Here is a 13,016-nt window from a genome sequence, read left to right on the forward strand (position 1 = left end):
CGGGAATAGAAAAAGCGGGTCGGATCCCGAAGGATCCGACCCGCTTTTTTGCAGCTAACTCAGAAGTCCATGCCACCGGTCGGGTCGCCAGCCGGAGCGGCGTTGCGCTCGGGCTTGTCGGCCACGACGACCTCTGTGGTGAGGAACAGACCGGCGATGGATGCGGCGTTCTGCAGGGCAGAGCGCGTCACCTTCACCGGGTCGTTGATGCCCGCGAGGAGCATGTCGACGTACTCACCGGTTGCGGCGTTGAGGCCGTGACCGGTGGGCAGGTTGCGGACCTTCTCGGCCACGACACCGGGCTCGAGGCCCGCGTTGACAGCGATCTGCTTGAGGGGAGCGTCGATGGCGACCTTGACGATGTTCGCCCCGGTTGCCTCGTCGCCGACCAGCTCGAGCTTCTCGAATGCGGTCTTGCCAGCCTGGATGAGCGCGACGCCACCACCGGCGACGATGCCCTCTTCGACAGCGGCCTTGGCGTTTCGCACTGCATCTTCGATGCGGTGCTTGCGCTCCTTGAGCTCGACCTCGGTCGCGGCTCCGGCCTTGATGACGGCGACGCCGCCAGCGAGCTTCGCGAGACGCTCCTGGAGCTTCTCACGGTCGTAGTCGCTGTCGGTGTTCTCGATCTCGTTGCGGATCTGCTGAACGCGCCCGGCGATCATCTCGCTGTCGCCAGCACCCTCGACGATCGTGGTCTCGTCCTTCGTGATGACGACCTTGCGGGCACGGCCCAGGAGGTCGAGCGTCACGTTCTCGAGCTTGAGACCGACCTCTTCGGAGATGACCTGGCCACCGGTGAGGATGGCGATGTCCTGAAGCTGCGCCTTGCGGCGGTCGCCGAAGCCGGGAGCCTTGACGGCGACCGACTTGAAGATGCCGCGGATCTTGTTGACGACGAGGGTGGCGAGTGCTTCGCCGTCGACGTCTTCAGCGATGATGAGCAGCTGCTTGTTGGCCTGGATGACCTTGTCGACGATCGGCAGCAGGTCTTTGATCTGCGAGACCTTCGAGTTGACGATCAGGATGTAGGGGTCTTCGAAGACGGCTTCCTGGCGGTCGGGGTCGGTCACGAAGTACTGCGACAGGTAACCCTTGTCGAATCTCATGCCCTCGGTCAGCTCGAGGACGGTGCCGAACGTGTTCGACTCCTCGACAGTGACGACACCTTCTTTTCCGACCTTGTCGATGGCCTCGGCGATGAGCGCGCCGATCTCGGGGTCACCGGCGGAGATGGAGGCCGTAGCCGCGATCTCCTCCTTGGTCTCGATCTCCTTCGCGTTGGCGACGAGTTCGGCGATAACGGCTGCAACAGCCTTCTCGATGCCCTTCTTCAGGCTGATCGGGTCGGCGCCGGCTGCGACGTTCCGCAGTCCTTCACGAACCAGGGCCTGGGCGAGAACGGTCGCGGTGGTCGTTCCGTCTCCGGCGACGTCATCGGTCTTCTTGGCGACCTCTTTGACGAGCTCCGCACCGATCTTCTCGTACGGGTCGTCGAGCTCGATCTCCTTGGCGATGGAGACACCGTCGTTCGTGATCGTGGGGGCTCCCCACTTCTTCTCGAGGACGACGTTGCGGCCGCGCGGGCCGAGCGTCACCTTGACGGCGTCAGCCAAAATGTTGAGTCCACGCTCGAGGCCGCGTCTGGCCTCTTCGTCGAAAGCAATAATCTTTGCCATGTGTGTTTCTCGTCCCTCCCGGGCGTCATGAAAGATTCATAAAGGTTTAGCACTCAGCATGCACGAGTGCTAAACCAATACTGGCACTCGACAGGTGAGAGTGCAAGTGACGCCCAGGGGACGGAGGGCAGATCGGATGCCCGGCCGGAGGTCAGGCCAGTCGCACCGCTTCGGCTTGTGGACCCTTGGATCCGGTGCCGACCTCGAAGATGACCTGCTGGCCCTCTTCGAGCACCTTGTAGCCGCCCATGTCGATGGCGGAGTAGTGCACGAACACGTCCTGCCCGCCCCCGTCGACAGTGATGAAGCCGTAGCCCTTTTCAGCGTTGAACCACTTGACGGTTCCGTTCGCCATTGTTACTCCCAGTTGCTGTGTTACTCACCATCATTTCGGGTGAAATGATCCGTTTCCCCAGTAAATCGGTGCAACTGAGCAATCGCTCACTGTGTGATCACAACTCAACATGGATTAAACAATCCCGAAATATGACGGGCCCGGCACAGTCGCGGGCACTATCCGGCGGGATCCTTGTAGTCCGTTCCCAGCACTGCCGTGAGGGTGCCGGCCTCGTACTGGTCGGAGACCGCGACCGCCACTCCCCCGAGCGTCTGGGCGAGACCCTTCGCGGCGCCCTCCTGGGCTGCGTCCGAGTAGTAGACGGTCGACGTGGTCACGTCGGACGCGCTGGCATTCGCCTCGGTACTGACAGCCCACCCGGCATCCGTCGCCTGGCCGCCGGCCCGGGTCGCCAACCCGGAGACACCCGTGCCATTCAGGATCGTCACCGAGACGGAGGGATCCACCGTGGGAACGACTGTCGGGGTCGGGGTGACCGACGCCGGGTCGCTCGACGAAGCGCCGCCCGCCGATGCCGAGCCCGAGCCAGACCCGGCAAGACCGTTGTTGATGACGAGCAGCCCGAGAGCTCCGGCCCCGACCAGAACGCCTGTTGCGAGGGCTGCCCAGGCGAAGGCGACCCAGCCCCGCCCCCGGGGCCGCGCACCTCGGTGCACACCACGGCGCACGACATCTGCCGGCACGTTGTCGAAGGAGTCGGTGGGTTCTGAAGCCATGTGTTCGAAAGGACCGTTCTTATTCGCCGGGTGGGAGGAGACGGGCAGAGCGAGCTGCCGTTCGGGAATCTCTCACGCGCTGGAGCCGTCTGATGAGCATCGGGTCGAACAGGAGCGCCGCCGGTGAGTCGAGCAACGCGTTCACGAGTTGGTAGTAGCGCGGAGCAGACAGCCCGAAGTGCTCCCTGATGGCCTGCTCTTTGGCGCCGGCGTGGGTGTACCAGACGCGCTCAAACTCGAGGATGCGCTGTTCGCGCTCGGTCAGGCCGGCACCTCCGGTGCGGGGTGAGACAGATGCGGGACCGCTGGCTGGTTCAGCCATCCTCATCCTCTCCCTGGCAGACTCTTGCGGCTGATTCGGCCCATTCTAGGGCGAGGCGCCTTGGTGGCAGATGTACGGCGCGGCTCGGGGGCGACACCGGTTTGTTCACCTTCTCAGCAGATGCCCGGGCGGTACATCGTCGTGTGCAGGATGCCTGCCTCGCTGAACTCGGGCCCGAACGGCTCGAAGCCGAACTTGGCATAGAGCCCAGCCGTGTAGCTCTGGGAATGCAGCAGCATCGCCTCGCCACCGAACCACTCGACGACCCATGCGAGGAGAACCTGTGCGAGACCGCGACCGCGCTGGTCCGCCGCCACGACGACCCGCCCGATCACCCGTGCGGCATCGAGATGCTCGGGCACGGCGTCTTCGAGCACGCGGAGGTAGGCGGTGACACGGTGGCCGTCGGCGAGCCAGAGATGCTCGGTCGCCGGTTCGAGGTCACGGTCATCCAGTTCGCTCTCATCGACCTTCTGCTCGATGTAGAACACATCGGTGCGCAGCTTCAGGATCGCGTAGAGCTCGGTTGTCGTGAGCTCGCCGAACCGCTTCTGGATGATGGAATTGTCAGGCACGGCCCCGAGTTTACTGTGAAGATGGTTGGCGGCCCGCTGCAGTCGGCGGCCCTGAACGACGAGGGAAGAATCACCATGAGCTATGACGTATCGAAGACCGACGAAGAGTGGCGGAGGAAGCTCGACAAAGAGGAGTATGCCGTGCTCCGCCAGGCCGCCACAGAGCGCCCGTGGACGGGTGAGCTCCTCGACGAGAAGCGCGAGGGCGTGTACAAGTGCAAGGCGTGCGGGCAGGAGCTGTTCCGCAGCGACACCAAGTTCGACTCGCACTGCGGATGGCCGAGCTTCTACGCGCCGAAGGATTCCGATGCCGTCGAGCTGATCGAGGACAAGAGCCTCGGAATGGTCCGCACCGAGGTGCGCTGCTCGAACTGCGGATCCCATCTCGGCCACCTGTTCGACGATGCACCGACCACCCCGACGGGCGACCGCTTCTGCATGAACTCGGTCTCACTCTCGTTCGACACCGAGAACTGACCGGGAGCGATGTCTGCACTCGAGAGCATGCTCCGCCGCCGTTCGCAGTCGAAGGTCGGGCAGCACGCGCCCGACCACGCCGAACTGCTGAGGCTGGTCGAGGCCGCCGGGACGGTCGCCGATCACAGCGCGATGCGGCCCTGGCGGCTCATCGAGCTCCGGGGCGACGTGCGCGACCGGCTCGGCGAGGCCCTCGCTGAGGCACAGGGCGGAGACGTCGCCAAGATGGTTGCCAAGGCCAGGCGGGCCCCGCTGCTCATCGCGATCGTCGCAACCTACCGGCCGAGCGAGAAGGTGCCGAGCTGGGAGCAGGAGGCCGTGGCATCCGGCGTCGCGCACGCGCTCTCCCTGTTGCTCGACGAGGCCGGCTGGGGTGTCTTCTGGCGCACCGGGCACCAGACACGCCACGACGCGGTGCGGCGCCTGCACCAGCTCGCCGCCAATGAGCAGTTGCTGGGCTGGCTGTACGTCGGGGATGCTCCCCCCAGGCGTGACGAGAAGCCACGGAAGCTCGTGAACCCCGTCCATCACCTCACGGTGCTGTAAGGCACCTTGGGAGTGATGGGGCGACGGGGCTCAGGCCCGGCGTCGTTCATGCAGCCCGAGCGGGTTGACCGGATCCGGTGCCAGCCGACGGGACTGCTCGAGCAGCTCCCGCACGTGGAAGCCCATGTAGGCGGACGCCCGGGCGAGCGTCGTCTCCGATGCCACCCAGACGCGGAGCCCGCGCTCGTCGCAGCCGTAGGTGTAGACACCGAAAAGCTGTTTCTCGCCCTCTTCGTAGCGCAGGATCCAACCGAGGCAGCGACCGTCGTGCGCCATGAACCACACCTCATCGCTCCACGGGGTGGGCGAGTAGACGGCGTGCGGCTGCGTTTCGTCGATGGTCGGGCCGGGGCTCGCCGGGCCGATGGAGGCGGTCACAGGTTCAGGTTATGCGCTGCAACTGGCAAATGCCTGCAGAGAACCCCGGTGTCGCCCAATCTTCATCTCTTCGAAATCAGCGACCGTAGCCCGAGGCCACCGGGCACATGAATTCATTCTTCGCGGCCGCGAGCCCCACCCGGTTCATGTGGTTGACCACCGCTCCGTACGCCTCGAACAGAGTCGTCTCCGTGTAGAGGATGGTGTGGGTCTCGCAGTACTCCCGGGCGATCTGCTGGGCGTGCTTGAGGGCTGGCCTCGGCATGTTCGGGAAGAGGTGGTGCTCGACCTGGTAGTTGAGCCCGCCCATGAAGAAGTTCATGAACCAGCCGCCCGAGATGTTGCGGGAGGTGAGCACCTGGCGGCGCAGGAAGTCGACCTTCGAATCCCGCGGCAGCACGGGCATGCCGATGTGGTTCGGGGCGAACGACGAGCCCATGTAGACACCGAAGACGGCGAGCTGGACACCGACGAAGGCGAAAGCCATGCCGAGCGGCAGGGCCAGGAAGACGATGGTGAGGTAGGCGCCGATCCGCGCGAGGAGCATCACGATTTCGACGGTGCGCTTGTCGACCTTGCCACGGCCGAAGACCGTGCGGAAACCGTGCAGGTGGAGGTTCAGTCCCTCGAAGATGAGGATCGGGAAAAAGATGTAGCCCTGGCGCTTGGTCAGCCAGCGTGAGATACCCGTGGTGGCAGCGGCATCCTCCTCGGTGAACGAGACGAAGTCCTTGTCGATGTCGGGGTCTTTGCCGACGATGTTCGGGTTGGCGTGGTGCCGGGAGTGCTTCGTCATCCACCAGCTGTAGCTGATGCCCACGAACAGGTTCGCGAGCGTGCGGCCGGCGAGGTCGTTGGCTCTTCCCGACTCGAAGACCTGGCGGTGGGAGGCCTCGTGCGCAAGGAAGGCGAACTGGGTCAGGATGAGGCCGAGCGCCGCAGCCATCAGCAGCTGGAACCACGAGTCGCCGAGCAGCACGAAGCCGGTCACGACACCGCCGAGCGCGGCGACGAGGATGCCGAACATCAGAGCGTAGAAGCCTCGTCGGCGACGGAGCAGCCCGGCATCCCGAACCGTGCGGAGAAGCGCCGAGTACTCGGTTGTCGGGTTGACCCGGTTGCCGCCCGGCTTGGTGCGTGTGAACAGCACGTTCGGCGTGGGGGCGGGCAGGGCTGACGGAACAGTTGCGCTCACGGTGAGCCTCATTTCGAGGTTGACGAGGGAGTGGTCTCCTGCACACGAACCGACCGCTCAGAGGTGAATGGCGACCGTGGTTCGGGGCAACCTCTGCTGACGTTACGTCAATGCCCCCCGCCACGGGTACCGGTGCGCTCTGGAAGGTCGGATGCTCAGCAGATTCTCACTCTGGACAGAGGGTCGTGCAGGTCACCAGCGGATGCGAGCGAACTCCCGTTCGAGACGCTCGGTCTTCGACGGGTTGAGGTCGCGCGCCCAGGAGAGGCGGCCGAGGAGATGTGCGCGGAAGTCGCTGTGCCCGTCGTGGTTCTGGGATTCGGGCCCGCGCTCGGCGCAGTTGTGGAGGATCGCCTTCAGCCTGTCGAACTCGACGCGGGGCAGCGCGGTGTGCTCGTTCACGACGATGCCCGTAACGCGCTGGCTGGTCGCCGCCGGGCGAACCCGCGTCTTCTGCCGGTTCACGAGGTGACCCTCGTCCTCCACGATGCGGGTCACGCCACGGATGAACGCATCCGCGCGCCGACCGAGCGCCACAGGGCCGCTGAAGGTGAGATCGTCGGCATATCTCGTGTAGACCGCATCCGCGGCCTCTGCGTACCCGGCGAGCCGCGAATCGACGCGCCGGATGGCCAGGTTCGCGAGCGCAGGCGATGTGGGCGCCCCTTGCGGCAGGTGCGCGGCTGCGAGGGCCTGCCGGAGCGCGAACCGCTCGTCGGGGTCACCCCCCGGCGGCATGGCTCCGATGACCCGTGCGGGCACCCGGTTGGTGGCGAGGCCGGTGAGTGCCAGCGCGATCCGCTCGGGCGTGCCCTCCTGCCGGAGCGCTCCGTAGACGCGGCCCGCGGTCACCCGGGTGAAGAAGGTGACGAGATCGAGCGCGATCACGACGTCCCTGCCGGTGTGCAGGCGGGCGGCTGTGAGGGCGCTCCGCCCCGGTACGAATCCATGCGCAGCACCGTGCAACGGAAGCAGTGCGAACACCTCGTGCAGCAGGATGCGCTGGGCGGCGCGCATCCGCTCGGTCGGAACCTCGAGCAGACGTGGCACCCGCCCGGGCCGCGAGCGCCACTCGTAGCGGTAGTGGTGAAGCGGGCCGGCCGGCGCCCGCCGGTTCCAGCCGCCGGTGTCGGCGAGCCAGTCGAGCTCTCCCGGCGTGACGTCGAGGAGTGCGGCGAGCTCGGTGAGGGTGCGGGGCGGAGGTGCTGCCGTGGAGGGGGCGGGGGCGGAAAGGGCTGCGGGTGCGTGGGGCAGCGCCGACTCCCGGTGATCCTCGCTGCCGGGTGAGACCGGGTGGTGCACGATCGCGAGGGGGCGGCCCGCTGCGCGTGCCCGATCGAGTGCATCCGTCAGCGCTGCCGACTGCCGGATGACCGCCGCGAGCTCCCGCGGAGCATCCTGCGGCGCCGTACGGTAGACCGCGCGAACCTCCCGCACGAGAACGGGGAGGAAACGGTGCCGACGGCCGAAGACGCTCTGCAGAACGGCGAGCATCCCCTCGGGCGTCCAGTCGGCGGCGGCGAGGAGCGCGAGGGCGAGAGCTGTCGCGACCTGGCCCGCTGAGGCCGTCGGCCGGCGTGCCAGCACGGCCGCCGCGGCGGTCGGCCGCGGAGCCCGGATGGTGCTGCGATGGCCTGCAGACGACCTGTGCGTCTGTGCGGGCGTGCGGCCGCTCGAAGTGCGGTGAGACGCCTGCGGCGAAGTGCCTGAGTCGGTCTGCGTACCCCGGGGTGGCCCCGGAGAGGGCGGATCACGTCGTGAACCGTCCACCTCGTCTGCAGACCATCGCATCCACAGAACGCTAACCGTCAGAGTGCCGTTTCGGCAAACGGACTTGCATGGGATCGGCCTGGCGCAGAGGATGGGCGGATGACCCACGAACACGCCCCGAACCCGTCAGGCCATCCCTCGACCGAGACGTTCTGGAACGAACACTACGGGCAGCGCGAACAGATCTGGAGCGGGCAGCCGAACGCCGTGCTGGTCGATGAGGCGTCGGGGCTGGCGGCCGGCCGGGCGCTCGACGTCGGCTGCGGCGAAGGGGCAGACGCGATCTGGCTCGCCGGTCGCGGGTGGCAGGTGACGGCGGTGGATGTCTCGGGGCTCGCCCTCGACCGGGCACGTGCTGCAGCCCAGACGGCCGGGGTCGCAGGTTCGATCGACTGGCAGCAGCACGACCTCGGATCGAGCTTTCCCACCGGGGAATTCGAGCTAGTGTCTGCGCAGTTCCTGCACTCGCCTGTGGAGCTGCCGCGGGTCGAGATCCTGAGTGCCGCAGCGGCAGCCGTCGCGCCGGGCGGCCGGTTGCTGATCGTCGGACACTCGGGCCTCCCGTCGTGGGTCGACCACGATCAGCCCGATGTGCACTTCGTGACGCCCGAGGAGGTGCTCGCGTCGCTCGCTCTCGATCCCGCAGAATGGCGGACTCTGAGCTGCGAGGCCCGAACCCGCGCCGTGAAGGATCCGCACGGCGACCACGCGACCCTCGACGACGCGGTCGTGCTGGTCGAACGAGCCGTGTCCGCCCCCGACGAGAGCGACAGAGCGTGAGCGCGGGCATCCGGCTGACCGCCGAGGGGTCGACGTTCGTCGTCGACCGGCACCTGGCCATCCTCACGACGCTCGGCCCGACCGGTCGGCTGCACAGCGTTCCGGTGGGCTTCACGCTCGAAGACGGGATCGCCCGCATCATCACCTCGGATGGCACGCAGAAGGTGCGGAACGCCGAGCGGGGAGGCCAGGCCTCTGTGGCGCAGGTCGACGGAGGGCGCTGGCTGAGCCTCCAGGGGCCGTCGACCGTGGTGCGGGATGAGGCTGCGGTACAGCACGCTGTCGAACTCTATGCCGGGCGATACCGGCAGCCCGGGGTGAACCCGCGGCGCGTGGTGATCGAGATCGCTGTCGAGCGAGCGCTCGGTTCGAGCGGGATCGTCGAGAAGTAGGCTGGAGGGGGGCCGGCGGCGGGACTTGAACCCGCAACCCCCGCTTTACAAGAGCGGTGCGCTACCAATTGCGCCACGCCGGCAGACGGAACACCCCATTCTAGCCATGCCGACGACGCGTCTGCACAGCAGTGGAGGGGTGCTCCGGTGAGGCCTACGGAGCAGGCGTCGGGGTGGGTGTGGCGGTGGCGGCGGTCTGGCCCGACACCTGGAGCACGAAGTTCGCGAACGCGTTGGCGTCGGTCAGCGAGCCCTGGTACTGCTGGCCGTCGACCAACACGGTCGGGGTGCCCGTCACCTTGGCGAGAGTCGAACCCGGCAGGGGTTCGGTCGTGGCCCGGGTGGTGGAGTCGCTGACCCAGCCCTTGAACTCTTCATCCTTGATGCAGGTGTTGATCTGGTCGGCCGAGCCGACACCCGCCTGCTTCGCCAGGTCTTGGAGCGTCGGGTCGTCGAGGCCAGGCGTGCTCTCCTGCGGCTGGTTCGAGAACAGCAGCGCGCTGAAGTCGTAGAAGTTGTTGGGCGAGTAGTTCGCCACGCAGGCGGCTGCGTTTGCCGAGCGGCTGGAGTACCGTGTGCCCTGCGACGAGCGATCGAGCAGGGCCAGCGGATGCACTTCGTACGTTGCCGCGCCGCTGTCGATCCACTTGCCGATCTGCGCCAGGTTCGTCGACTCGAACTGGCCGCAGTACGGGCACAGGTAGTCGATGTAGACGCGGATGTCGATGACACCCGCGGCATTTGTGGCGCTCGGCGTGGGCTGCTGCCCGTCGCCCAGAGCGGGTGTCGTCTCGGCGACATTGCCCTGGCTGATCTTGATGCCGTCGCTGGCCATGTTGAGCGGGCCGGGGCCGGCGGGCTTGGCGGAGCTCGCGACGATCAGCACGACACAGACGACGATGGCGATGAGGACGACGCCGAGGCCGCTGAAGAGGATCGCGCGGTTGCGGATGTCTTTGCGACGCTGCTGCTCGCGCAGCTGCTTCGCCTTCTCCCTGGCCGCCTCGCGTCGCTGGTTCTTGTTCTGGCGGCTGTTGTCGTCGGGTCGGCCGATGGTCATACGTGGTGCTCCCGTGTTCGGGTCGTGGTTCTTCGAAGTGAGGTGCCACAGGCCGGGGGGTCACCGGCAGGCATCCATAGATATTAGTGAACGAGCCTGTGAATGCGGTAAACGGCGGGCGTGTCATACTGGGAGACGGGTCACCGATGAAGTTGTCCCGCATCCATCACAACGGATCGTCCGGCACGTACCTGCCGGTGAAGGAAGAGAAGAAATCATGGCGTCTGTAACATTCGACCACGCAACCCGCCTGTACCCGGGTTCGACCAGGCCGGCTGTCGACCAGCTGAACCTCGAGACCGCCGACGGCGAGTTCCTCGTACTCGTCGGCCCCTCGGGTTGCGGCAAGTCGACCTCGCTCCGAATGCTCGCCGGCCTCGAAGAGGTCAACTCGGGCAACATCTTCATCGGCGAGCGGAACGTCACCGACGTTCCCCCGAAAGACCGCGACATCGCGATGGTCTTCCAGAACTACGCGCTCTACCCGCACATGACGGTCGCCGAGAACATGGGCTTCGCCCTGAAGATCGCCGGCGTCAGCAAAGACGAGCGCGCCACCCGCGTTCTCGAGGCTGCGAAGCTCCTCGACCTCGAGCCCTACCTGGGACGCAAGCCCAAAGCTCTCTCGGGTGGCCAGCGCCAGCGCGTCGCCATGGGCCGGGCCATCGTGCGCCAGCCCCAGGTCTTCCTGATGGATGAGCCACTGTCGAACCTCGACGCGAAGCTCCGCGTGCAGACCCGCACCCAGATCGCCTCGCTCGTGCGCCGCCTCGGCGTCACCACCGTCTACGTCACCCACGACCAGACGGAGGCCCTCACCATGGGCGACCGCATCGCCGTTCTGAAGGACGGCCTGCTTCAGCAGGTCGGCACCCCGCGCGATCTCTACGAGAAGCCCGAGAACGTGTTCGTCGCCGGCTTCATCGGCAGCCCGGCCATGAACCTGTTCGTGGCCGACGTGGTCGACGGTGGTGTGCAGTTCGGCACCTCGGTCATCCCGGTCGAGCGCGAGCTGCTCAGCTCGATCAACGCCAAGACGGTCACCATCGGTGTGCGCCCCGAAGACATCGTGGTCGCCTCGAACTTCGGCGAGGGACTCCCCGTGGACATCGACCTCATCGAGGAGCTCGGCGCAGACGGCTACCTCTACGGTCACGCTGAGATCAACGGCAAGCGCACCGACCTCGTCACCCGTGTCGACGGCCGCGTGCACCCGAACGCCGGCGAGAAGGTCTACCTGACCGCCAAGCCCGGTCACCTGCACCTGTTCAACAACGAGAGTGGCCAGCGCATCGGCAACAAGCCGGTCGTCAACGCGTAACACTGCACCACCCAACGAGACACACCGTACTCGGGCCTGCTGCGTCACACCGGCAGGCCCGAGTCGTTTAACCGGCGCACTTCGACAAGGAGCATCCATGAGCGGCTCACTGAACATCACCTCGGCGACGGCCGATCCCGCCCTGCTCGACCTGCCCTGGCAGCTGCCGCTCGACGAGTGGCCGGCCGCGAACATCGCGCTGTTGCCGAAGGGCATCTCCCGGCACCTGGTGCGGTTCGCGCACCTCAGCGGCCACGTGATCGCCATCAAGGAGACCACCGACGAGATGGCCAAGCGGGAGTACGCCATGCTCCGTACCCTGCAGAACCTCGAGATCCCCTGCGTCGATCCCCTCGCGGTGATCACCAACCGCACCGATGTGAACGGCCTCGAGCTGAACTCCGTGCTGGTCACCCGGCACCTGAAGTTCTCGCTCCCCTACCGAGCGCTCTTCTCGCAGACGCTCCGGCCCGACACCGCGACGCGGCTGGTGGATGCCCTGGCGGTACTTCTGGTGCGCCTGCACATCATCGGGTTCTTCTGGGGCGACGTCTCGCTCTCGAACACCCTCTTCCGCCGGGACGCCGGATCCTTCGCCGCCTACCTGGTGGACGCGGAGACCGGGCAGCTCTACTCCACGGGCCTGTCGAACGGACAGCGCGAGAACGACCTCGAGATCGCCCGGGTCAACATCGCCGGCGAACTGATGGATCTCGAGGCCGGCGGCCGGGTCGCCGACGAGCTCGACCCCATCCGTATCAGTGACGGGATCGTCGCGGCCTACCGTTCCCTTTGGAAGGAGCTGACCGGCAGCGAATCGTTCTCCTCCTCCGAACGCTGGCGCATCAACGAGCGGGTCGACCGCCTGAACGACCTCGGTTTCGACATCGAGGAACTCGCGATCAAGACCAACGACGACGGTGACACTGTGCGCATCCAGCCGAAGGTGGTGGATGCCGGACACCATCAGCGCCGTCTCCTCCGCCTCACCGGGCTCGACGCCGGCGAGAACCAGGCCCGGCGCCTGCTGAACGACCTCGACTCATACACCCTCAAGTTCGGCCGCCGCGACTACGACGAGGAGATGCTTGCCCACGAGTGGCTCGCGAAGGTGTTCGAGCCGGTGGTGCGGGCGATCCCCCGGGATCTGAAGGGCAAGCTGGAGCCGGCCGAGGTGTTCCACCAGCTGCTCGAGCACCGCTGGTTCATGAGCCAGCAGGAGAGCCGTGACGTGCCGCTCGCCGAGGCGCTGAACTCGTACATCAACGACATCCTGCGCCACCGCCGCGACGAGGCGACCGTGGTCGGCCCGCCGACCGGCATGATCACGCTCCCGATCTCGGTGCAGGGCGGCGCGGTGCCCGACGTCGAGGCCGCAGGCGTCGGTGTTCCAGAGGATGCCGCCTCCGAGCCCGAGCCCGAGGCCGACTGGCGCCTCACGGTCTGA

Annotated in this window: 15 protein-coding genes and 1 tRNA gene; 6 read left to right on the plus strand and 10 right to left on the minus strand. The window is 66.6% G+C overall.

What is annotated here, in order from left to right:
- Window positions 1–59: 59 nt before the first annotated feature.
- The 5 genes from groL to B7R21_RS13500 form a co-directional block, all read right to left on the minus strand.
- Window positions 60–1,679 carry a chaperonin GroEL gene (gene groL, locus B7R21_RS13480; protein WP_116283776.1) on the minus strand — a complete coding sequence of 540 codons (1,620 nt, stop codon included), beginning with the start codon at window positions 1,677–1,679 and terminating at the stop codon, window positions 60–62.
- 151 nt (window positions 1,680–1,830) lie between these two features.
- A complete protein-coding gene (locus B7R21_RS13485; protein ID WP_116283777.1) occupies window positions 1,831–2,034 on the minus strand; it encodes a cold-shock protein in 204 nt (67 codons plus the stop codon).
- 158 nt (window positions 2,035–2,192) lie between these two features.
- Complete coding sequence (locus B7R21_RS13490) at window positions 2,193–2,753, minus strand: LytR C-terminal domain-containing protein (protein WP_116283778.1); 561 nt, start codon at window positions 2,751–2,753, stop codon at window positions 2,193–2,195.
- A gap of 19 nt (window positions 2,754–2,772) precedes the next feature.
- Entirely contained in the window at window positions 2,773–3,075 is a 303-nt protein-coding gene (locus tag B7R21_RS13495) for a DUF3263 domain-containing protein (protein WP_253259813.1), read from the minus strand.
- Between the two features lie 113 nt (window positions 3,076–3,188).
- Complete coding sequence (locus tag B7R21_RS13500; protein WP_253259814.1) at window positions 3,189–3,650, minus strand: GNAT family N-acetyltransferase; 462 nt, start codon at window positions 3,648–3,650, stop codon at window positions 3,189–3,191.
- 75 nt (window positions 3,651–3,725) lie between these two features.
- Between B7R21_RS13500 and msrB the strand changes: the two genes are divergently transcribed.
- Complete coding sequence (msrB, locus tag B7R21_RS13505) at window positions 3,726–4,127, plus strand: peptide-methionine (R)-S-oxide reductase MsrB (RefSeq protein ID WP_116284249.1); 402 nt, start codon at window positions 3,726–3,728, stop codon at window positions 4,125–4,127.
- Between the two features lie 9 nt (window positions 4,128–4,136).
- Window positions 4,137–4,673, plus strand: a complete 537-nt coding sequence (locus B7R21_RS13510) for a nitroreductase family protein (RefSeq protein WP_116283780.1) — start codon at window positions 4,137–4,139, stop codon at window positions 4,671–4,673.
- Between the two features lie 30 nt (window positions 4,674–4,703).
- On the opposite strand, the gene B7R21_RS13515 is transcribed toward B7R21_RS13510, so the two are convergent.
- The 3 genes from B7R21_RS13515 to B7R21_RS13525 form a co-directional block, all read right to left on the minus strand.
- Complete coding sequence (locus B7R21_RS13515; protein ID WP_116283781.1) at window positions 4,704–5,051, minus strand: hypothetical protein; 348 nt, start codon at window positions 5,049–5,051, stop codon at window positions 4,704–4,706.
- A 76-nt stretch (window positions 5,052–5,127) separates the two neighbouring features.
- Window positions 5,128–6,258, minus strand: a complete 1,131-nt coding sequence (locus tag B7R21_RS13520) for a fatty acid desaturase family protein (RefSeq protein ID WP_116283782.1) — start codon at window positions 6,256–6,258, stop codon at window positions 5,128–5,130.
- A 180-nt stretch (window positions 6,259–6,438) separates the two neighbouring features.
- Window positions 6,439–7,833, minus strand: coding sequence for a reverse transcriptase family protein (locus tag B7R21_RS13525; protein ID WP_172592179.1), 1,395 nt, complete (start codon window positions 7,831–7,833; stop codon window positions 6,439–6,441).
- A gap of 282 nt (window positions 7,834–8,115) precedes the next feature.
- On the opposite strand from B7R21_RS13525, the gene B7R21_RS13530 reads away from it, so the two are divergent.
- Both B7R21_RS13530 and B7R21_RS13535 read left to right on the plus strand, forming a co-directional pair.
- Window positions 8,116–8,796: a class I SAM-dependent methyltransferase gene (locus B7R21_RS13530; RefSeq protein WP_116283784.1), complete on the plus strand. Its 681-nt coding sequence runs from the start codon at window positions 8,116–8,118 to the stop codon at window positions 8,794–8,796.
- A complete protein-coding gene (locus tag B7R21_RS13535; RefSeq protein WP_172592175.1) occupies window positions 8,793–9,188 on the plus strand; it encodes a pyridoxamine 5'-phosphate oxidase family protein in 396 nt (131 codons plus the stop codon). Before B7R21_RS13530 ends, B7R21_RS13535 begins: the two co-directional genes overlap by 4 nt.
- Window positions 9,189–9,198: 10 nt before the next feature.
- On the opposite strand, the gene B7R21_RS13540 is transcribed toward B7R21_RS13535, so the two are convergent.
- Window positions 9,199–9,271: transfer RNA gene (locus B7R21_RS13540), tRNA-Thr, on the minus strand.
- Window positions 9,272–9,342: 71 nt separating this feature from the next.
- Complete coding sequence (locus B7R21_RS13545; RefSeq protein WP_116283786.1) at window positions 9,343–10,248, minus strand: DsbA family protein; 906 nt, start codon at window positions 10,246–10,248, stop codon at window positions 9,343–9,345.
- 217 nt (window positions 10,249–10,465) lie between these two features.
- On the opposite strand from B7R21_RS13545, the gene B7R21_RS13550 reads away from it, so the two are divergent.
- Together B7R21_RS13550 and B7R21_RS13555 are read left to right on the plus strand one after the other, a co-directional pair.
- A complete protein-coding gene (locus B7R21_RS13550) occupies window positions 10,466–11,569 on the plus strand; it encodes an ABC transporter ATP-binding protein (RefSeq protein ID WP_116283787.1) in 1,104 nt (367 codons plus the stop codon).
- Window positions 11,570–11,666: 97 nt separating this feature from the next.
- Window positions 11,667–13,016, plus strand: coding sequence for a DUF4032 domain-containing protein (locus B7R21_RS13555; RefSeq protein ID WP_116283788.1), 1,350 nt, complete (start codon window positions 11,667–11,669; stop codon window positions 13,014–13,016).

Source organism: Subtercola boreus (assembly GCF_003399625.1).
Classification (GTDB): Bacteria; Actinomycetota; Actinomycetes; order Actinomycetales; family Microbacteriaceae; genus Subtercola; species Subtercola boreus_C.

What these genes read in the sequence shown, in the direction of transcription:
- groL (WP_116283776.1), bottom strand. Translation starts at nt 1,679, where the DNA reads ATGGCAAAGATTATTGCTTTCGACGAAGAGGCCAGACGCGGCCTCGAG.
- B7R21_RS13485 (WP_116283777.1), bottom strand. Translation starts at nt 2,034, where the DNA reads ATGGCGAACGGAACCGTCAAGTGGTTCAACGCTGAAAAGGGCTACGGC.
- B7R21_RS13490 (WP_116283778.1), bottom strand. Translation starts at nt 2,753, where the DNA reads ATGGCTTCAGAACCCACCGACTCCTTCGACAACGTGCCGGCAGATGTC.
- B7R21_RS13495 (WP_253259813.1), bottom strand. Translation starts at nt 3,075, where the DNA reads ATGGCTGAACCAGCCAGCGGTCCCGCATCTGTCTCACCCCGCACCGGA.
- msrB (WP_116284249.1), top strand. Translation starts at nt 3,726, where the DNA reads ATGAGCTATGACGTATCGAAGACCGACGAAGAGTGGCGGAGGAAGCTC.
- B7R21_RS13510 (WP_116283780.1), top strand. Translation starts at nt 4,137, where the DNA reads ATGTCTGCACTCGAGAGCATGCTCCGCCGCCGTTCGCAGTCGAAGGTC.
- B7R21_RS13520 (WP_116283782.1), bottom strand. Translation starts at nt 6,258, where the DNA reads ATGAGGCTCACCGTGAGCGCAACTGTTCCGTCAGCCCTGCCCGCCCCC.
- B7R21_RS13530 (WP_116283784.1), top strand. Translation starts at nt 8,116, where the DNA reads ATGACCCACGAACACGCCCCGAACCCGTCAGGCCATCCCTCGACCGAG.
- B7R21_RS13545 (WP_116283786.1), bottom strand. Translation starts at nt 10,248, where the DNA reads ATGACCATCGGCCGACCCGACGACAACAGCCGCCAGAACAAGAACCAG.
- B7R21_RS13550 (WP_116283787.1), top strand. Translation starts at nt 10,466, where the DNA reads ATGGCGTCTGTAACATTCGACCACGCAACCCGCCTGTACCCGGGTTCG.
- B7R21_RS13555 (WP_116283788.1), top strand. Translation starts at nt 11,667, where the DNA reads ATGAGCGGCTCACTGAACATCACCTCGGCGACGGCCGATCCCGCCCTG.